The sequence below is a fragment of the Actinoplanes sp. NPDC048988 genome (assembly GCF_043197815.1).
In the GTDB taxonomy this organism is placed as follows: domain Bacteria; phylum Actinomycetota; class Actinomycetes; order Mycobacteriales; family Micromonosporaceae; genus Actinoplanes.
The window spans coordinates 587031-607265 of the sequence record NZ_JBICTW010000001.1; the positions used below are offsets into that span (position 1 = coordinate 587031).

Annotated in this window: 16 protein-coding genes; 5 read left to right on the forward strand and 11 right to left on the reverse strand. The window is 71.6% G+C overall.

Going from position 1 to position 20235, the window contains the following annotated elements:
- Positions 1-16: 16 nt before the first annotated feature.
- Positions 17-1657, forward strand: a complete 1641-nt coding sequence (locus tag ACGFJ7_RS02820) for a metallophosphoesterase (protein WP_392640481.1) — start codon at positions 17-19, stop codon at positions 1655-1657.
- 41 nt (positions 1658-1698) lie between these two features.
- Entirely contained in the window at positions 1699-2742 is a 1044-nt protein-coding gene (locus tag ACGFJ7_RS02825; RefSeq protein ID WP_392640483.1) for a hypothetical protein, read from the forward strand.
- A gap of 218 nt (positions 2743-2960) precedes the next feature.
- On the opposite strand, the gene gatB is transcribed toward ACGFJ7_RS02825, so the two are convergent.
- Complete coding sequence (gene gatB, locus ACGFJ7_RS02830) at positions 2961-4460, reverse strand: Asp-tRNA(Asn)/Glu-tRNA(Gln) amidotransferase subunit GatB (RefSeq protein ID WP_360242335.1); 1500 nt, start codon at positions 4458-4460, stop codon at positions 2961-2963.
- A gap of 126 nt (positions 4461-4586) precedes the next feature.
- Between gatB and ACGFJ7_RS02835 the strand changes: the two genes are divergently transcribed.
- Positions 4587-6044, forward strand: a complete 1458-nt coding sequence (locus ACGFJ7_RS02835) for a M1 family metallopeptidase (RefSeq protein ID WP_360242338.1) — start codon at positions 4587-4589, stop codon at positions 6042-6044.
- 18 nt (positions 6045-6062) lie between these two features.
- Here the strand turns inward: ACGFJ7_RS02835 and gatA are convergent, their stop codons facing one another.
- The 10 genes from gatA to ACGFJ7_RS02885 form a co-directional block, all read right to left on the reverse strand.
- Positions 6063-7526, reverse strand: a complete 1464-nt coding sequence (gene gatA / locus ACGFJ7_RS02840; protein ID WP_360242341.1) for an Asp-tRNA(Asn)/Glu-tRNA(Gln) amidotransferase subunit GatA — start codon at positions 7524-7526, stop codon at positions 6063-6065.
- 5 nt (positions 7527-7531) lie between these two features.
- A complete protein-coding gene (gene gatC / locus ACGFJ7_RS02845) occupies positions 7532-7831 on the reverse strand; it encodes an Asp-tRNA(Asn)/Glu-tRNA(Gln) amidotransferase subunit GatC (RefSeq protein WP_392640488.1) in 300 nt (99 codons plus the stop codon).
- Between the two features lie 525 nt (positions 7832-8356).
- The gene (locus ACGFJ7_RS02850; protein ID WP_392641281.1) at positions 8357-10234 is read right to left on the reverse strand and encodes a putative bifunctional diguanylate cyclase/phosphodiesterase; all 1878 of its coding nucleotides are present in this window, start codon (positions 10232-10234) and stop codon (positions 8357-8359) included.
- Positions 10235-10467: 233 nt separating this feature from the next.
- Positions 10468-11028 (reverse strand): hypothetical protein, encoded by a 561-nt coding sequence (locus ACGFJ7_RS02855; RefSeq protein WP_392640490.1) that lies wholly within the window; start codon positions 11026-11028, stop codon positions 10468-10470.
- Positions 11029-11466: 438 nt separating this feature from the next.
- Positions 11467-13806: an NAD-dependent DNA ligase LigA gene (gene ligA / locus ACGFJ7_RS02860; RefSeq protein ID WP_392640493.1), complete on the reverse strand. Its 2340-nt coding sequence runs from the start codon at positions 13804-13806 to the stop codon at positions 11467-11469.
- 76 nt (positions 13807-13882) lie between these two features.
- Positions 13883-14887: a methionine synthase gene (locus ACGFJ7_RS02865; RefSeq protein WP_392640496.1), complete on the reverse strand. Its 1005-nt coding sequence runs from the start codon at positions 14885-14887 to the stop codon at positions 13883-13885.
- Entirely contained in the window at positions 14880-16076 is a 1197-nt protein-coding gene (gene mnmA / locus ACGFJ7_RS02870) for a tRNA 2-thiouridine(34) synthase MnmA (protein ID WP_392640499.1), read from the reverse strand. The genes ACGFJ7_RS02865 and mnmA overlap by 8 nt, the downstream gene beginning before the upstream one ends.
- Positions 16077-16096: 20 nt before the next feature.
- Positions 16097-17272 carry a cysteine desulfurase family protein gene (locus tag ACGFJ7_RS02875; protein WP_360242357.1) on the reverse strand — a complete coding sequence of 392 codons (1176 nt, stop codon included), beginning with the start codon at positions 17270-17272 and terminating at the stop codon, positions 16097-16099.
- 70 nt (positions 17273-17342) lie between these two features.
- Entirely contained in the window at positions 17343-18266 is a 924-nt protein-coding gene (locus tag ACGFJ7_RS02880; RefSeq protein WP_360242360.1) for an electron transfer flavoprotein subunit alpha/FixB family protein, read from the reverse strand.
- 12 nt (positions 18267-18278) lie between these two features.
- Positions 18279-19058 carry an electron transfer flavoprotein subunit beta/FixA family protein gene (locus ACGFJ7_RS02885; RefSeq protein ID WP_360242362.1) on the reverse strand — a complete coding sequence of 260 codons (780 nt, stop codon included), beginning with the start codon at positions 19056-19058 and terminating at the stop codon, positions 18279-18281.
- 366 nt (positions 19059-19424) lie between these two features.
- Here ACGFJ7_RS02885 and ACGFJ7_RS02890 point away from each other — a divergent pair, with 366 nt between their 5' ends.
- Together ACGFJ7_RS02890 and ACGFJ7_RS02895 are read left to right on the forward strand one after the other, a co-directional pair.
- On the forward strand, positions 19425-19805 hold the full coding sequence (locus ACGFJ7_RS02890) for a DUF202 domain-containing protein (protein WP_360242365.1): 381 nt from the start codon (positions 19425-19427) through the stop codon (positions 19803-19805).
- Between the two features lie 10 nt (positions 19806-19815).
- Entirely contained in the window at positions 19816-20118 is a 303-nt protein-coding gene (locus ACGFJ7_RS02895) for a DUF202 domain-containing protein (protein WP_392640504.1), read from the forward strand.
- Positions 20119-20235 lie beyond the last annotated feature (117 nt).

Genomic DNA, 20235 nt, shown 5'->3' on the forward strand with positions numbered 1-20235 from the left:
GGGCAGGGAGCCGACGATGACCGAGCAGACGGCCTCGGCGGCGACGTGGCGCCGCTGGTGGGCAGCAGTGGACCGATGGGCACGGGCGACGGCCCGGGTCACCGGGCGGGTGCACCGCAACCGGTGGACCCGCCGGCTTCGTATCGGGGCGGCGGTCGCGCTGGTCAGCGTCGGCGGTGTCGTCGTCGGCACGATGCTCTTCGCGCACGCCGACCTGAACGTCGGCCCGTTCCGCGCCGAGATGTCGATCAGCCCGTCGCTGCTCGGCGGCACCGAGGTCGACCTTCCGCCGCTCGGCTCGCTGCACCTGGACAGCCACGACGGCCCGATCCACCTCAAGGTCAACCTGTCCTCGCTCGACCAGAGCCGGACCGAGGCGCTGATCGACGACCCGACCGCGCTGACCTCGGCCGGCGACCGGGCGGTGGACGACGTCCGCACCGGCGTGATCCAGCTCGGCGTGCGGACGCTCGGTATCTCCGTACTGGCCGCTCTGATCCTCTCGGCTCTGATCTTCCGCAACGTCCGGCGGGTGGCCGCGGCCGGCCTGACCGCCCTGGTGGTGACCGGCGGCAGCCTCGGACTGGCGGCCGGCACGCTGCGGCCCGACTCGATCGCCGAGCCGCGGTACGAGGGTCTGCTGGTGAACGCGCCGGCCGTCGTCGGTGACGCCCGCCGGATCGCCGACAACTACGGCAAGTACGCCGACCAGCTGCAGCAGATCGTCAGCAACGTGAGCCGGCTCTACACGACGGTCTCCTCGCTTCCGGTGTACGAGCCGGAGGCGAACACCACGCGCATCCTGCACGTGTCCGACCTCCACCTGAACCCGTCCTCCTGGGGCCTGATCCGCACCGTGGTGCAGACCTTCGAGATCGACGCCGTGGTCGACACCGGCGACCTGGTCGACTGGGGCAGCAGCGCCGAGACCGGGTACGCGGCGTCGATCCCGTCGGTCGGGGTCCCGTACATCTGGGTCCGCGGAAATCACGACTCGGCCGCCATCCAGGCCGCGGTCAAGCGCCAGGACAACGCGGTGGTGCTGGACAACCAGATCACCACGGTGGACGGCCTGACCATCGCCGGCATCGGCGACCCGGAGTTCACCCCGGACAAGAGCGAAACCCCGGCGGCGCAGGATCCGGCGAGTACGCAGGAGAGCCCGCTGCTGCGTTCGGGGAGCCAGCTCGCCGACACGATCCGGGCCTCGGGCAAGCCGGTCGACGTCGCCCTGGTCCACGATCCCGCGATGGCGCCGCCGCTGTCCGGTGTGGTGCCGCTGGTCCTGGCCGGCCACAAGCATCAGCGCGAGGTCAGCCTGCTGCCGGCGCCGCCGGCCGATCCCGGCGCGTCCGCGTCGCCGTCCCCGGCGCCCTCGTCCGGCGGGACCACCCAGCAGCCGATCACGACCCGCCTGCTGGTCGAGGGCTCCACGGGCGGGGCCGGCCTGCGCGGCCTGGAGAAGGAGGAGCCGACCCCGCTGAGCCTGTCGGTCCTCTACTTCGACGAGAGACACCAGCTCAAGGCGTACGACGACATCTCGCTGGGCGGCACCGGCGAATCCAACGTGGAGATGCAGCGCAACGTCGTCGGCGCCGAGCCGGAGGAGTCACCGTCCCCGTCGGCCTCGGTGGTCCCGGTGGTCCCTCAGCGCTGATAGATTCCCCGCGCTCATTCTCTTGATCACGGGGAATCACCATGTCCGACACTGTCACCGCCCGGCCGCCCCGCGCCTGGGAGGTACACACCAACGCCACCCTGGCCACCATCCTGGGCACCGCGCTGGCCAGCCTCGCCCTCGTCGTCACCGACCTTCAGCTGCGCTCCTGGATCAAGGCCGACGGCACCGGTGAGGTCTCCGGGCTGGCGTCCACGGTGCTCGAGGATCCGTACGTCTTCGACCTGCTGGCCACGATGTTCATGGTGGCCTACATCGGTACGTACTTCTGGTGGCGCAAGAAGACCCTGGAGATCATCCGCCGGATCGGCGCCGAGCCGAGCCTGCTCCGGCACTGGTCGGTGAGCGCCTGGGCCGTGTGCCTCGTCCTGTCGATCGTGGTGTCAGTGGTCGACCGCGACCGGGCCGTACCGGGCGACTTGGACACGCTGGCCGCCGCCCTCGGCCGTAGCGCGGCCATCCAGTCCTTCCGCGTCGCCGGTCTCGGATTCTTGCTGTACGGCGTCTGGCAGCTCCGCCGAACCATCCGCCGAGCGGTCGCCACCGCGGGCGTCGCCTTCCGGATCGGCTCCACCACCAAGCCGGTCCCCGCCCAGCCACTGCCGCCGGTGTCCCGGGCCGAGACGTCCACCGACGTACCGCCCGCCGACGACGCCTTCTGGGACAGCGTCCGCGACCTGGCCGAGCAGGCGGGCACCGAACTGGCCCTGCTGGAGACCACCGAGGGCGTGGCCCGCCGCTGGGCCCTGATCCCGCCGACCGGCGACCTGACCGCCGTGCGCGCCGCGGTGCCGCCCGGCGCGATCATCACCGTCTACCCGAACCCGCCGTCCGAGGCCGGCCCCGAGGGCTTCACCCCCACCGAGGCCGACGAGTACTACGGCCTCCTGGAGGACGCCGCTTCCGGCTCCCTCTGGTACCAGACGGTCCGGCCCAACCGCATCCCGGCTTTCCTGGCCCGCACCCGCTCGGCCCGCCGCTGGGCTCTTTACCCGGCGCACTCGCCCACAGCCCTCACCGCCATGGCCCCCGAACCCACCGCGGCCGCGACCCCCGACGCCTGACGCACTGCGCTAACGCGTCACCGCCGCAGCCCCCGAACCCCACCCAGGCCGCGGCGCCCGGCGCCTGACGCGCGTCACGCCGCCCGCGAAGCGCGGGCGGCGTGACGAGCTGCTTTCGTTGCAGGACAGCCCGGCAGCCGCGGCAGAGAGGCCGGGACGGCAGCGCCCGGGCTTGTGACCTCGGTGCCGTTCGTCGATCCGTACTACTTCTTGTGAATTTAAGAGACGCCGAGCCGCTGCAGGATGAGTTCGCGGACGGACTTCGCGTCGGCCTGGCCGCGGGTGGTCTTCATGACCGCGCCGACCAGCGCGCCGGCCGCGGCGACCTTGCCGTCGCGGATCTTGGCGGCGATGTCGGGGTTGGCGGCGATGGCCTCGTCGACGGCGGCGGTCAGCGCGCCCGTGTCGGAGACGACCTCGAGGCCCCGCGCGGCCATGACCGCGGCCGGGTCGCCCTCGCCGGCCACGACACCCTCGAGCACCGTGCGGGCCAGCTTGTCGTTGAGCTTGCCCTCGTCGACCAGTTTCTGCAGGGCCGCGACCTGGGCCGGCGTGGCACCGACCTCGGCCAGCTCGACGCCGGTCTCGTTGGCGCGGCGGGCCAGCTCGCCCATCCACCACTTGCGGGCGCCCGCGGGGGACGCGCCGGCGGCGATGGTCTCCTCGATCAGCTCGACCGCGCCCGCGTTGGCCACGGACTGCATGTCGACCGCGCTGATCCCCCACTCCTCGCTGAGCCGGGCCCGCTTGGCGCTCGGCCGCTCGGGCAGAGCCGCCTTGAGCTCCTGAACCCACGCCGGGTCGGGCGCGATCGGCACGAGGTCGGGCTCGGGGAAGTAGCGGTAGTCGGTCGCCGTCTCCTTCGAGCGGCCCGGGCTGGTGTCGCCGCGGTCCTCGTGGAAGTGGCGGGTCTCCTGCACGATGCGGCCGCCCTCGTCGAGGACCGCCGTCTGCCGGATGATCTCGGAACGGACCGCGCGCTCGACGGAGCGCAGCGAGTTGACGTTCTTCGTCTCGGTACGGGTGCCCCACTCCTCGCCCGGCTTGTTGAGCGAGGTGTTGACGTCGCAGCGCAGCGAGCCCTGCTCCATGCGCACGTCGGAGACACCGAGCGAGCGGATGATGTCGCGCAGCTCGGTCACGTAGGCCCGGGCGATCTCGGGGGCGAGCGCGCCGAGACCCGGAACCGGCTTGGTCACGATCTCGACCAGCGGGATACCGGCGCGGTTGTAGTCGACCAGCGACTCGGTGGCGCCCTGGATGCGGCCGGTCGCGCCGCCCACGTGCAGGGTCTTGCCGGTGTCCTCCTCGAGGTGGACACGCTCGATGCCGATGCGGTAGCTCTGGCCCTCGTACTCCACGTCGACGTAGCCGTCGGTGCACAGCGGCTCGTCGTACTGCGAGGTCTGGAAGTTCTTCGGCATGTCGGGGTAGAAGTAGTTCTTCCGCGCCATGCGGCACCAGGTGGCGATGTCGCAGTTGAGCGCGAGCCCGATCCGGATGGTCGCCTCGATGCCGGCCCGGTTGGCGACCGGCAGCGCGCCGGGCAGGGCCAGGCAGACGGGGCAGACCTGGGTGTTGGGCTCGGCGCCGAAATCGGTGCGGCAGCCGCAGAACATCTTGGTGGCCGTGCCCAGCTCGACGTGGGTCTCGAGGCCGATGACCGGCTCGTAACGCGCGATGGCGTCCTCGTATGAGGGCAGCACGGTGGTGGTCATGCGGTGAGCTCCCAGGTGAAGACCGGCGACTGAACGGCTTTAAGACTAGTGGGCCCCACCGACAGAATTTCGGGTGACCCACGACCGACCCCACAGCGGATGATCATTTAGGTACGGTTCCGGGCCATGCGACGCGTTCCCCTCGCCGTCGTCGCCCTCACCGCGTCAGTTCTGCTGGCCGGATGCGACGGCACGCCCACCCCCTCGCCGACCACGTCGACCACCCCGCCGACCCCGGCTCCCTCCACCGCCGCCGCGATCGACTACTCGGCCTGGCAGGCCGGCACGTCGAAGCCGGTGGCCGACAAGCTCTATCCCAAGCACGGCACGGCGGCGCTCGACGTCCTGCACTACGACCTGAAGCTGGCCTGGAAACCCACCACGAAGACCCTCACCGGCACGGCCACGCTGCGCATCCGCCCCACCGCCGACGCGTCGGAGATCAAGCTCGACTTCAAGCCGTACGCCCTGGATCAGGTCACCGTGGACGGCGTACCGGCGAAGGGCGCGAAGGTGACGGCCGAAAAGCTCGTCGTCCCGGCCACCGTGAAAAGCGACGAGCCGGTCACCCTGACCGTCGGATACCACGGGAAGCCGGCCACCACGCCGATCCCGTCGCACCGTAGCGACGTCGAACCGCTCGGCCTGACCATCACCAAGGAGGGCGGCCTCTGGACGATGCAGGAGCCGTTCGGCGCCTTCACCTGGTACCCGGCCAACGATCAACCGTCCGACAAGGCCCTGTACGACATCGCGGTGACCGTGCCGCCGGGCTGGTCGGCGATCGCGGCCGGCACCCCGGCCGGGCAGACCGGCACCACGTTCAGCTACCGCAGCACCGACCCGATGGCGTCATATCTGCAGACCTTGGCCGTCGGCAAGTACAAGCGGATCACCGCCAAGGGCCCGAACGGCCTGCCGCTGACGTACTGGTACCGCCCGGGCACCGACGAGCGCCTGCTGCCGTCGCTGAAGAAGTCGCCGCAGTTCATCAGCTTCCTGGAGAAGCGCTTCGGGAAGTACCCGTTCCCCACCGGCGGCATCGTCATCGTCGACTCCGCCTCCGGCATGGAGACCCAGCAGATGATCACGATGGGCGGCAAGCCGGCGAAGTTCGACCCGGCCGCCTACGAGGAGGATCTACTCCACGAGTACGCACACCAGTGGTTCGGCGACTCGGTCACCCCGAGCAGCTGGACCGACCTGTGGCTCAACGAGGGCTGGGCGACGTACACGCAGTTTCTCTACCAGCAGAGCATCGACAAGTTCAGCGACGCCGCGCTGGAAACCTATCTCCGGCAGTCCGACGCCAAGCTGCGCGCGAAACTCGGCCCGCCCGGCTCGCCCAAGGCGGCCAACTTCGCCGAGAGCAACGTCTACATCTGCCCGGCCGCCATGCTCAAAGAACTCAACGACGCCCTCGGCGACGCGAAGTTCTTCGCCCTGGGCCGAGCCTGGGTCCAGACCCAGAAGAACACCCAGCAGGACCGGGCGTCCTTCATAGCCTTCGTCAACAAGCAGACCGGAAAGGACTTCACCAAGCTGATCACCAACTGGCTGGACGGCAAGTCCACCCCCGCATAGGGGTGGACTTGCCGCTGACTACAGCGCGGGCGGGGTGAGGGTGCCGACCGCCGACTCCAGGGCGGCCGCGACGCGGTACATGCGGTCGTCGGCCATGGTCGGCGCCATCACCTGGAAACCGACCGGCAGGCCCTCGGACAGGCCGCACGGGACCGAGATGGCCGGGCCGCCGTACAGGTTGGTCGGAATCGTGAAGAGGTCGGCCAGGTACATCTGGTACGGGTCGCTGGTGCGCGAGCCGAACGGGAACGCGACGAACGGCGTGGTCGGGGAGACCAGCACGTCAACCTTCTCGAAGGCCGACTCGAAGTCGCGGGTGATCAGCGTGCGGACCTTCTGGGCCTGGCCGTAGTACGCGTCGTAGTAGCCGGACGACAGCGCGTACGTGCCCAGGATGATCCGGCGCTTCACCTCGGGGCCGAAGCCGGCCTCGCGGGTCAGCGACATGACCTCCTCGAGCGAGTGGTTGCCGTCGTCGCCGACGCGCAGGCCGTACCGGACGCCGTCGAAGCGGGCCAGGTTCGACGAGGCCTCGCTCGGGGCGATCAGGTAGTAGGCCGGCAGCGCGTACTGGAAGTGCGGGCAGGAGACCTCGACGACCTCGGCGCCCAGCTTGACCAGGGCCTCGAGCGACTCGTGGAAGGCGGCCAGCACGCCCGGCTCCGAGCCGTCGCCGGCGAATTCCTTGACCAGGCCCAGCTTGACGCCGGCCAGGTCACCCGAGCCACCACGGCGGGCCGCGGCGACCACGTCCGGCACCGGCTGCGGGATCGAGGTGGAGTCGCGCGGGTCGTGCCCGGCGATCACCGAGTGGAGCAGGGCCGCGTCCTCGACCGTACGGGCGCAGGGCCCGGGCGTGTCGAGCGACGAGGAGAAGGCGATGAGGCCGTAGCGCGAGGTGCCGCCGTACGTCGGCTTGGCCCCGACCGTGCCGGTGACCGCGCCCGGCTGGCGGATCGAGCCGCCGGTGTCGGTGCCGATGGCGAGCGGCGCCTCGTACGCGGCGAGGGCGGCCGCGCTGCCACCACCCGAGCCGCCCGGGATGCGCCCGAGATCCCACGGGTTGTTCGTGGGCCCGTACGCCGAATACTCGGTCGACGAGCCCATCGCGAACTCGTCCATGTTGGTCTTGCCCAGCATCACCGTGCCGGCCGCGCGCAGTCGCTCGACGAGCGTCGCGTCGTACGGCGGGCGCCAGCCCTCGAGAATCTTCGAGGCGGCGGTGGTCGGCACGCCCTTGGTGGCGATGACATCCTTGACGGCGATCGGCACGCCGGCCAGCGGCCCGGTCACCTCACCCCGGTCGACCCGCTCGGCCGCGGCCAGCGCGCCCTCACGGTCGACGTGCAGGAACGCGTGCACCCGCTCGTCGACCGCGTCGATCCGGTCGAGGTGGGCGGTGGCGACCTCGACGGCCGAAGCCTGCTTGTCGGCGATCGTCTTGGCCAGCTGGGCCGCCGACATCCTGGTCAGATCGGTCACGGCGGTCAGTCCTCCTCGTCCAGGATCCGCGGCACCCGGAAACGGCCCTCGTAGGGGTCGGGCGCGCCGGAGAGCGCCTGCTCCTGGGTGAGGGACGGCTGCGGGACGTCGTCGCGGTACACATTCGTCAGCGGCACCGAGTGCGAGGTCGGCGGGATGTCATCCGCCGCCACGTCACCGATCCGGGCGACGGACTGGAGGATCACGTCGAGCTGCCCCGCGAACCGGTCCAGTTCCTCCTCGGTCACGGCGAGCCGCGACAGGCGCGCCAGATGCGCGACCTCTTCGCGGGAGATGGCGGCCATCCTGCCCCTACTTTCTCGAATGCGACGCTGACTGGTGGAGTCTATTTCGCCGACGTCACCCGGCTGCTGGCGGGACGGGTTTGTCACTCCCGACAGGAACTTCAACCAAGATCAAGGACCATGTCGTAGCGGGGTGGTGCGTACGGACCGCAACTCCCGTCGAGGGCCGCGGCGGGCCGGGCTGGGCGCTGGCGCGCCCAGAACGCTCACCCCACCACGGCGACGTGCGTGAGTGGTTGCGCCCATCAAACACCCTCGGGCCGGGCGGATCGCGAGTTATCCACAGTTCTGGCGTTGTCCACAGGCGCCCGCTTTCGCAGGCGCCGGAGGGCGCGGTTCGTGATAGGCATTGGGGCCACGGCGCGCGGACGAACAGCCCGCGGCGGAAGTGGGGCGCTGCGCGCGGAGAAGCGGCCCACACTCAGCCCGCGGCCATTGCGCACGAACGGCCGCGGCCGGCGCGGGAGAAGCGCCTCGCAGCAGTCGCGGGTGCCGCGTATAGAAGAGCTGGCTGCGGGGGCGCGGTCACTGTGTGGTGGGGAGGGCGGGACGGGGCAGGCGGACCGGGCGGTAGCGGGTCAGCCAGACGGCCAGGTCGGGGGCGGGCATGGGGCGGGCGTGGAACCAGCCCTGGGCGGCGTGGCAGCCGGCCTCGGCCAGGAGGCGCCAGGTGCGCTCGTCCTCGACGCCCTCGGCTACGGCGCGCAGGCCCAGGGCCTCGGCCAGGTCGATGACCGAGCGGACGATGGCGGCGTCGCCGCGGTCGGTGGCCATGCCCAGGACGAACGAGCGGTCGATCTTCACCTCGGCCAGCGGGAGGCGGCGCAGGTGCTGCAGGGAGGAGTAGCCGGTGCCGAAGTCGTCCAGGGAGATGGCGATGCCCATCCGGTCGAGCCGGGTGATCGTGTTCAGCACCCGGTGCGGGTCGGCCATCAGCGCGCTCTCGGTGATCTCCAACTGGAGGAGGTCGGCCGGTACGGCGTACACCCGCAAGAGGTCCTCGACCCGATCGGCGATGTCGCCGGCGTGCAGGTCGCGGGCGCTCACGTTGACAGCGGCCCGGATCGGCCGTCCGGCGTCCCGCCACTGCGCGAGCTGGGCGATCACGTCGTGCAGCACCCGCTCGGTCAACAGTCGCATCACCGGGGTGGGTTCGGCGACCCGGATCAGCTCCTCCGGGCCGACCAGGCCGCGCTCCGGGTGCCGCCAGCGCAACAACGCCTCGACCCCGACCACCTCACCGGTCGCGATGGCGATCTGCGGCTGGTAGAACAGCGTGATCCCGTCGTCGGGCGCGTCCTCCCGCAGCGCGTGCCGCAGGTCGGCCAGCAGGGCGAGCCGGTCGGGCGAGTGGTGCGCCGCGTCCGGGCCGTAGACGGCGACCTGGTCCCCGCGCTGCTTCGCGTCGTACATGGCGGTCTCGGCCTGCCGCAGCAGGGTGGCGCCGTCCCCGCCCGGCTCGCGCTGCAAGGCGATCCCGATCGAGGCGGACACGTCGACCGGCATGCCGTCGAAGGCGAACGGCCGGTTCAGGGCTTCGGCGAGATGGTGCGCGATACGGCGTGCGCCCGGCGCCCCGTCCACCCGCGTGGCCAGCACGGCGAACTCGTCCCCGCCCAGCCGAACAACAAGATCGTGTGCGGGTACGACGTCCGCGAGCCGCCGCGCCACCTCCACGAGAAGGCGGTCCCCCACGCTGTGCCCGAGGGCGTCATTGACCGTACGGAACCGGTCGAGATCGAGAAGCAGAAGCGCGAGCCGCTTCCCCCGCCCCTGCGACAGCACGGAAGCCTGGAGAGCACGGCGATTGGGCAGCCCGGTCAGAGCGTCCACCCGCGAGGCCCGCTCGAACTCACCCGCCGAGCGAACCATCCGGTGGACGGCGTGCAGGGCAAGCAGGACCAGGGGTACGAAGGCCAGCCCGACCTGCGCGGTGGCGAGCACCACCGGCCCGAGAAGAAGCAGAGCCCCGGTCGCCAGCACCTCGACCCCACGCTGCCGCCACCGGGCCCGCGACGCCGGCCGCTCCGCCACGGCACGGGCCACGACGGCGGCCAGCCCGTACCGGGCCACGATCCACGCGCTGGCCGCCGCCACGGTCAGCAGGGCGTCGTCCCAGTCGTACCGGGGCCCGATCCGCAACGAGACCGCCGCGGCCACCGCCGCCGTGGCCCCCAGCGCCACCGCATGCTGCCCGGCCAGATGCAGAGTCCGCCGCACCGGCTGCCGCATCCGCACGCCCGCCACCGCGACGGCAACCACCTGAACGGCCAGCGCCGGCCCGAACCCCCAGGCGAGGGCGATGGCGAAGGTGAAGCAGATGGACGGAAGAATCACCGAACTGGCCCGCCGATCGGCCACGACATAAGGCCGGGCGTCAACCACCACGGCCAACGCCCCCATCAGCCAGTAGGCGGCCGGCAACTCCCCGAACCCGTCCCGGCTCACAACCCAGAGCAGCCCGTCGACCGCCAGCGCCAGCCCCCCGGTGACGATCAGGGCCCGCCGCCGCTTGGGCCCGCGCAACCGTTCACGGCCTCCCGACCCGTTCCCCCGCCCGCCGCGCGACCGTCCCCCAGCCCCACCGAAACCTCGCGACCGGCCACCGGCCCCCAGCCAGTTCCCATCACCGTCATCTACCGGAGCCCCATCCGGCCAGGACTCGTCGCCGCCAACAGCCCGCGCCCGATCCGGCCACGACCCGCCGCCGCCCACCGCCCCCGCCCCATCCGGCCACGACCCGTCGCCGTCGAGAGTCTGCTCAGGCCACGATTCGTCGCCGTCGAACGCCCGAAGCTCTTCCGGCCACGATCCATCACCGTCGAGCGCCCGCGCCGCGCCTGAACACGGCCCGTCGCCGGACACGCGCTCACCCCCGGCACGACCGAACTCAGCACGACCAAAACCGGCACGACCCGAATCAGCGCCGCCGGGATCGGCGCAACCGGAACCAGCACTGCCGGAATCGGCGTGACCGGACTCATCACGGCCGGAATCGGCACGGCCGGAATCGGCACGGCCGGAATCGGCACGGCCGGGCTCGGGCGGGCGGCGGTTCGCCGTGGAGTTGCGGGGGCGTGCGGCGTCCATGCGACCTCCACCATGGCGTCGATCAACCGATCGTTCTCACGATAGATCCACATGGTCTTTTCGCCGCGAAACCGCTTTGCCGTTATCAAATCGGCATAAGCCCTCAAACGTGCATTAAACCCAAATTACCTCCTTCGAGTGACGCCCCGCCGCGCGCTGAATACGTGCCGCCCGCCAGCCCGCCTCGAACGCAACCGCCAGCCATCGCCGACCGGCGGCCACCTGCGGCCGCATGCGGGGCCGACGGTCACCTGCGGCCGCACTCGGGCCGACGCCACCAGCGGCCGCATGCGGGGCCGACGGTCACCTGCGGCCGCACTCGGGCCGACGCCACCAGCGGCCGCATTCGGGGCCGACGGTCACCTGCGGCCGCACTCGGGCCGACGCCACCAGCGGCCGCTCGGGGCCGGCGGTCACCTGCGGCCGTACGCACGGGCCGGCGGTCACCCGCGGCCGCGCTCGGGCCGGCAGTCACCCGCGGCCGCAAGTAACCGCTGGCGGTCACCTGCGGGCGCATGCGGGGGCCGGCGGCTAGTGCAGCGGCGTCAGGTTTCGTCGGGGCCGATCTCGGCGACTTCCCGGGCCGCGTCGGGGCCGTCGGCGAGGAGGACTGCGAAGCCCTCTTCGTCGAGGACCGGGACCTTGAGCGAGATGGCCTTGTCGTACTTGCTTCCGGGGTTGTCGCCGACCACGACGAAGGCCGTCTTTTTCGAGACGGAGCCGCTCACCTTTCCGCCCCGGGCGGTGACCGCCTCGGTTGCCTGGTCGCGGGAGTAGTTGGCGAGCGTTCCGGTCACGACGACGGTCATGCCCTCGAGAGGTCGCGGGCCTTCGTCGACCCGCTCGTCGGCCATGCGGACGCCGGCCTCGCGCCACTTGCGGACGATCTCCCGATGCCAGTCGACGGTGAACCACTCACGAAGGCTCTCGGCGATCGTCGGCCCGACGCCGTCCACGGAGGACAACACATCCGGCTCAGCCTTGACCTTGGAGGAGGAGGCGGCGGCGGCCTCGACTGCGGCGCCCGTGGACTCGGTGGCCGCCTCGACCGCGGCGCCCGTGGACTCGGTGGCGGCCTCGACCGCGGCGCCCGTGGACTCGGTGGCGGCCTCGACTGCGGCGGCCTCCTCGGGGCTTCCGGGTGGGGCCGCCACGATCGCCTCGATGGCCTCCATCGAGCCGAACTGGCGGGCCAGAGCCTGGGCCGCGGTTGGGCCGACGTGTCGGATCGAGAGAGCGACCAGCACGCGCCACAAAGGGCGGTCCTTGGCGCCTTCCAGGTTTTCCAGGAGCTTCACCGCGTTCGTGCCGAGGCTGCCGTCCTGGTTGACGAAGAACGGGGACTGGCGCAACTGGTCCTCGGTCAGCGCGAACAGCTCGCCCTCGTCGGTGATGACGCCGGAGTCGAGCAGGGCCTGCGCCGCCTTGTAACCCAGCACCTCGATGTCGAAGGCGCCCCGGCCGGCCAGGTGGAAGACGCGCTCGCGGAGCTGCGCGGGGCAGGAACGCGTGTTGGGGCACCGGATGTCGATGTCGCTTTCCTTCGCCGGCGCCAGCTTGGTGCCGCAGGCGGGGCAGTGCGTCGGCATCACGAACGGGTGCGCGTCGTCCGGCCGGAGGTCGACCACCGGGCCCAGCACCTCGGGAATCACGTCGCCGGCCTTGCGCAGCACGATGGTGTCGCCGATCAGCACGCCCTTGCGCTCGACCTCACGCGCGTTGTGCAGCGTGGCCTGCGCGACCGTGGAACCCGCCACCTTCACCGGCTCGAGGACCGCGAACGGCGTGACCCGGCCGGTGCGGCCGACGTTCACCGCGATGTCGAGCAGCTTGGTCGTGACCTCCTCGGGCGGGTACTTGTAGGCGATCGCCCAGCGCGGCGCCCGCGACGTCGAGCCCAGGCGGCCTTGGATGGCCACCGAGTCGCACTTGATGACCACGCCGTCGATCTCGTGCTCGACGTCGTGGCGATGCTCGCCGTAGTAGGCGATGAACTCGCGGATGCCGTCGAGACCGTCGACCAGTTTCCAGCGGGAGCTGGTCGGCAGACCCCAGGATTTCAGGGCCTCGTACGCGTGTGACTGTGACGCCGGCGCGAATCCCTCCCGGGCGCCGATGCCGTGCACGACCATGCGCAGGCCGCGCGAGGCGGTGACCCGCGGGTCTTTCTGCCGCAGGCTGCCCGCGGCCGCGTTGCGCGGGTTGGCGAACGGCGCCTTGCCCTGCTCGACCAGCGACGCGTTGAGGTCGGCGAACGCGGAGACCGGGAAGTAGATCTCGCCGCGCACCTCGAGCAGGTCGGGCGGGTTGTCGCCGGCCAGCCGCTCGGGGATCTCGCGGATCGTGCGGACGTTTGACGTCACGTCCTCACCGGTGCGCCCGTCGCCCCGGGTGGCGCCACGGACGAGACGGCCTTTCTCGTACGTCAAATTGATCGCCAAACCGTCGACCTTGAGCTCACAGATGAACTCGACCGGCCCGCCGGCGTCGCGGACCGTGCGGTCGACCCAGCCGCTGAGCTCGTCGTCGTCGAAGACGTTGTCGAGCGAGAGCATGCGCTCGGCATGCTCGACCGGGGTGAACAGCGTGGAGAACGTGCCGCCGACGTTCTGGGTCGGCGAGTCGGGCGTACGCAGCGCCGGGAACTCCGCCTCGATCGCCTCGAGCTCACGCAGCAGCTTGTCGAACTCGGCGTCGGAGATGGTCGGCGAGTCGAGCACGTAATAGCGGTACTGATGACCGCGGAGCTCGTCGCTCAGCTCGGCGTGACGCGCGCTCGCCTCGGGCGTCGGGTCCTTGCCGGCGGCGGCCTCCTGCTCGGCGGTAGGACCCGCGACGACGGCCTCGTCGCTCTCCTGCTGCTTGGACTTCGCCTGCTCAGGCACCGTGACCCCCTTGCTCGACCTCTGGGGAGAACGGTAGTCGCCACCTCCGACATTTTTGTGGCCCGGCGCGCGTGGATCAGGTCTCGGCCAGCCTCCGCGCGGCCTCCCGGCAGGCGGTCAGGGCTTCTCGCGCGTACGGCGCGGTGGCCCCCGCCAGTCCACAGGCCGGGGTGATGACGACCTGCTCCGGCAACCGCGCGGCCGGGAAGCCGAGCCGCTTCCACAGCGTCGAGACCCGTTCGGCCGTACGCTTGCCGGCCGCCGACGGATCACCGGCGGCCGGGCTGCCGGTCGACGGGACGGCGCCCGCGAAGAGGCCCATCCCCGCTTCGATCGCCTCACCCAGCGGGTCGAGGTCTTTCAGCAACGCCAGGTCCACCGCTACGCCCGCGCTGCCCGCGTCTTTCAAGACATTGAGGGGTACGCCGGGTGCACAGCAATGCGCGACGACGGGCACCCCGACGGCTTCGACGATCGTCCGAAGGGCCGTGGCCGCGTCCGGCCCGTCGACCGCCCGGTAGGCGCCGAGTCCACTCTCGGTCGGCACCTGCCCGGCCAGCACGGCCGGCAGCGACGGCTCGTCCACCTGAAGCAGGATGCTCGCCCGGGGCAGCCGTTTGCGCACCTCGTCGACGTGCTTGCGCAGCCCCTCGGCCAGCGAGTCGGTCAGATCCCGGACGGCGCCCGGATCGCGCAGCAGCCGGCCGCCGATCGACCGGTCGATGCTCGCCGCGAGCGTCCACGGCCCGGCCGACTGGAGTTTCAGCGTGCCCGTGAACCCGTCCCCCTGCTCGGTGAGCTGGTCCAGGTCACGTTCGAGCAGATCGGCCGTACGCCGAAGGTCCTTGCCCGGCCGCGGCGCCACCTGCCACTGGCCCGCGTAGAGCTGCACCGGCAACTCCACGAGGAACCCGGCGCTGCGCCCGATCATGTCGGCCCCCGGCCCGCGAGCCGGCAGCTCAGCCAGATGCGGGAGGTCGGGCAGTTCCCCGAACACGACCCGCTGCGCCTCGACGATGTCCGTCCCCGGCAGCGACCCGATGCCGGTGGCCGCCCCCGCCGGCCACGGAAATTCAGCCACGGCCGTGCCCCGAGGCACCGGCCGCCACCGGCTCCGCGACCCGCACCTCAAGATCACCGGGATCGGTGGCGGAGGGCGCGGAGGTGGAGGGCGCGGAAGGACGCAGCGCGTCCGAGGCCGTGCCCGCGGTGATGGTGGCTGAGCCGAGGACGATGTCGCCGGCCGACGGGTCGCGGCGGTAGGCGACGATCGCCTGGCCGGCGGCCACTCCGCGGGCCGGGGTGAGGAGGCGGGCGGTCAGGGTGCCGTCGGCGACCGTGACCACGGCCGGGACCACCTCGCCGTGGGCGCGCAGCTGCACGTCGCACTCGACGGGGGTGTCGGCGCCGTGCCAGATCGGGCGGGTCGCCGTCACCACGTCGACCTCGAGGTCCTCGCGGGGGCCGACGGTCACCGTGTTGGACACCGGGGTGATCGACAGGACGTAGCGCGGGCGGCCGTCGGCGGCCGGTACGCGCAGGTCGAGACCCTTGCGCTGGCCGACCGTGTACGCGTACGCGCCGTTGTGGGTGCCGACCTTCTCACCCGTACGGCCGTCGACGATGTCGCCCGGCGCCTCGCCCAGCTTGCGCTGCAGGAAGCCCTTGGTGTCGCCGTCGGCGATGAAGCAGATGTCGTGCGAGTCGGGCTTGTCGGCCACGGCCAGGCCGCGGGCCGCCGCCTCGTCACGCACCTGCGCCTTGGTCGAGTCGCCCAGCGGGAAGACCGCCCGGGAGAGCTGGGCGCCGGTGAGCACGGCCAGCACGTACGACTGGTCCTTGGCCTCGTCGACGCTGCGCCGCAGCAGGCCGTCGGCGCCGAGCCGGGCGTGGTGGCCGGTGACCACGGCGTCGAAGCCGAGGGCGACCGCCCGGTCGAGCACCGCCTCGAACTTGATCTTCTCGTTGCAGCGGAGGCAGGGATTGGGCGTACGGCCCGCCGCGTACTCGGCGACGAAGTCGTCGACCACGCTCTCGTGGAACTGGTCGGCCATGTCCCACACGTAGAACGGGATGCCGATCACGTCGGCCGCCCGGCGAGCGTCGCGGGAGTCTTCCAGCGTGCAGCAGCCCCGCGCGCCCGTCCGGTAGGTCTGTGGGTTTCGCGCCAGCGCCAGGTGCACCCCGGTGACGTCGTGACCGGCGTCGTGGGCGCGCGCGGCGGCAACGGCGGAATCGACTCCGCCCGACATGGCCGCTAGTACTCGCATGGCGACAAGCCTATCCGGCGTCAGCGGGGCGTCTTCCAGGCCGTGGCGCGCCGGGCCCGCTCGACCGCGCCGGGCAGCGCCGCCACGAGCGCGTCGATGTCGGCCGTGGTCGAGGTGTGACCGAGGGTGAAGCGCAGCGACGACCGGGCCCGGTCGTCGTCGGCGCCCATGGCGATCAGCACGTGGCTGGGCTGGGCGACGCCGGCCGAGCAGGCGGAGCCGGTCGAGCAGTAGATGCCGGCCGCGTCCAGCAGCAGCAACAGCGCGTCGCCCTCGCAGCCGGGGAAGCTGAAGTGGGCGTTGCCCGGCAGCCGGTCGCCGGTCACGCCGTTGCAGATGACGTCGGGCACGGCCGCGCGGACCCGGGCCACCAGATCGTCACGCAGGGCGGCGACCCGTACCGCGTACTCGGCCTGGCTCTTGACCGTCGCCTCGACGGCCGTGGCGAAGGCCACCACCCCCGGGGTGTCGAGCGTGCCCGAGCGGACGTCGCGCTCCTGGCCGCCGCCGTGCAGCAACGGCGTACAGGCGACGTCGCGGCCGAGCAGCAGCGCGCCCACCCCGACCGGTCCGCCCACCTTGTGACCGGTGACCGTCATGGCCGCCGCGCCGCTGGCCGTGAAGTCGACCGGAATCTGGCCCACGGCCTGCACGGCGTCGGTGTGGAACGGGATGCCGGCGGCCGAGGCCAGCGCGGCCAGCTCGTGGACCGGCTGGACCGTACCCACCTCGTTGTTCGCCCACTGCACGCTGATCACGGCGATCTCGTCCGCGTACTGGTCGACGACGGCGGCCAGGGCGGCCGGGTCGACCCGGCCGCCGGAGTCGACCGGCAGCCAGCTGACCTGGGCGCCCTCGTGCGCGCCGAGCCACTCCACCGCGTCCATGACGGCGTGGTGCTCGACCGCGGACGCCACCACGCGGTTGTGGTTGAGCGAGGCCGCCCGGCGGGCCCAGAAGATGCCCTTGGTCGCCAGGTTGTCGCTTTCGGTGCCGCCGCTGGTGAAGACCACCTCGGACGGGCGGGCGCCGAGGGCCGCGGCGATGCGCTCGCGGGACTCCTCGACCAGCCGCCGGGCATGCCGGCCGGCCGCGTGCAGGGACGACGGATTGCCGACCTCGCGGGCGGCGGCGACGTACGCCTCCAGCGCCTCGGCGAGCATCGGCGTGGTCGCCGCGTGATCCAAGTAGGCCATCACGATGAAGCTTATGCCTGACGACGAGCGGCCCGGCGCACAGCGCCGGGCCGCTCGTACGTGAGGACTGTTACTTCCGCTTACGGATCTCGTCGGCGGCCTGCGGCACGATCTTGAACAGGTCGCCCACCACGCCGTAGTCGGCGAGCTCGAAGATCGGGGCCTCGGGGTCCTTGTTGACCGCGACGATCGTCTTCGAGGTCTGCATGCCGGCCCGGTGCTGGATCGCGCCGGAGATGCCGAGCGCCACGTACAGCTGCGGCGACACGGTCTTGCCGGTCTGGCCGACCTGGAACTGGTGGGGGTAGAAGCCGGAGTCGACGGCCGCGCGGGACGCGCCCACGGCGCCGCCGAGCAGGTCGGCCAGCTCCTCGACCAGCTTGAAGTTGTCCGCGTTGCCGACGCCGCGGCCACCGGAGACGACCACGCCGGCCTCGGTGAGCTCGGGACGCGAGCCCTTGGTCTCGGTGACCCGCTCGACGACCTTGGTCAGCTTGTCGGCCTCGGACAGCTCGGCCGTGACCTGCTCGACGGCCGGCGTCGCGGCCGACGGCTCGGGGGTGACCGAGTTCGGGCGGATCGTCACGATCGGCAGGCCCTTGGTGACCTTCGACTTGACGATGGTGGAGCCGGCGAAGGCGACCTGGGTGGCGGTGCCGTCGGCGGCCACCTCGACCGCGTCGGTCAGCAGGCCGTTGTCCAGCTTGACGGCCAGGCGGCCGGCGATCTCCTTGCCCTCCTGGGTCGAGCCGAGCAGCACGGCGGCCGGCTGCTTCTCGCGGACGAGGGACGCCACGACGGTCGCCTTGGGGGCAACCAGGTAGTCGTACGCCTCGGCCTGGTAGATCTTCTCCGCGCCGTACTCGGCCAGCTTGGCCTGGTCGACGTCGCCGAAGACGACGGCGGACGGGGAGCCCAGCGTGCGGGCGATGGTCAGCAGCTCCAGCGTGACCTTCTTGACGGAGCCTTCCACGACGACAAGAACTTCAGCCATGACCGGCCCCTCTCAGACGAACTTCTCGGTGGCGAGGTACGAGACCAGCTGCGCGCCGCCGTCGCCCTCATCAGTGATCTTCGTGCCGGCCGAACGCGGCGGCCGCTTGGCGAACTCGAGCACCTGCGACGTGGCGCCGGCGAAGCCGACCTCGCCCGCGTCGACGCCGACCTCGGCCAGCGTCAGGGCCTGCACCGGCTTCTTCTTGGCGGCCATGATGCCCTTGAACGACGGGTACCGCGGCTCGTTGATCGTGTCCCAGACGCTGACCACGGCCGGCGTGGCCGCGGTGACGACCTCGTAGCCCTCGTCGGTCTGCCGCTCGGCGGTCAGCTGCGAGCCGTCCACCGTGAGCTTGCGGGCGCCGGTCAGCGCCGCGATGCCCAGCCGCTCGGCGATCATGTGGGGCAGGACCTGCACGCGGCCGTCGGTCGACTCGGCGCCGCAGATGATCAGGTCGGCGCCCAGCTGGCCGAGCGCGGCGGCGAGAACCTTGGAGGTGGCCACGGCACAGGAGCCGTGCAGCGCGTCGTCGGAGATGTGCACGGCCTTGTCCGGGCCCATCGACAGCGCCTTGCGGATCGACTCGGTCGCGCCGGCCGGGCCCATCGTCAGCACGGTGACCTCACCACCGTGCGCCTCCTTGATCTTCAGCGCCTCCTCGATGGCGTACTCGTCCATCTCGTTGATGACGTTGCTCGCCGAGGCACGCTCGACCGTGTTGTCCGAAGAGCTCAGGGTGCGCTCGGCACCGGAGTCGGGTACCTGCTTCACCAGTACGACGATGTTCATCGCGCTTTTACGACCCTCCTGTTATGACCGCCGGCCCATACACCCGCCAGGTTACCCGCCAGTAAGTTGCACGTGTCGTGCACCTAGTAGTGACTCACCTCACCCGTCCCGCCCGCAAGACGACTACGATCAGGGCAAGGAGGTGTCGCGATATGTCCGGCCAAATCGCTCCGCTGGTCGACGGTGTGCTTCCGTCCGACTCACATACTCCCCCACGCGTTCACGGCCCCGCGCCGGACACCCATGGACGTGCCGGACCCGACTCACCCTGGTGCCGATGCGGCCGCCCACGCGAGGCCTGCGTCAGTGACGAAGTCCGCATCCTGTGGACCCGCCTTCCGGACCTCCGCGGTCAATAATCAACGGGTGTTACGGGAGTGGTTCGATCCGGAGAAGACGCCGACGGTCGGCCGTACGCCCGACTACCGGTTCTCGCTGGCCAACGAGCGCACCTTCCTGGCCTGGATCCGTACGGGCCTGGCGCTGATCGCCGGCGGGCTGGCCTGCGCCCAGTTCCTGCCCCCGCTGCCGATCACCTTCCTCCGCGAGGGCCTGGCCATCGCCCTGCTGCTGCTCGGCGGCGTGGTCGCGCTGCGCGCGGTCGACCACTGGGCCCGCACCGAACGGGCCATGCGCCTGGGCGAGGAACTACCCGGCTCGAAGTTCCCGGCGATCCTGGCGATGACCGTCGCCCTCGGCTCCCTGCTCCTGATCATCACCGTCCTGATCAACGCGGCCAAGGACTGAACGCCCACCCATGACCGCCGACCACGGCGCCGCCGCCGAGCGCACCCGCCTGGCCTGGCGCCGCACCGCCCTCTCGGCGGCGGCGGTCGCCCTGCTCGCCCTGCGGCCCGCCATCACCCACCCCACCCACGCCGGGCGATGGATCGGGGCCGCCCTCATCCTGGTCGGCTGGGCCGCGATGGTAGCCATCGCCTACCGGCGGGCGAGGGGCCTCACGTCGTACCCACCCAAGCCCGCACGCCGCACCGTTCCGGCCTTCGCGCTTCTCACTCTGGCCTTCGCCCTGCTCGGCGGCCTGGTCATCGCCCTCTGACCCCCTCGCGCGCGAAGTCGCCCCGCTGACCCTCTCTCGCGCGGTCACCCCCTCACCCCTCGCGCGAAATCACGCGCCGACTCTCTCGTGCGCGGTCACCCCCTCACCCCTCGCGCG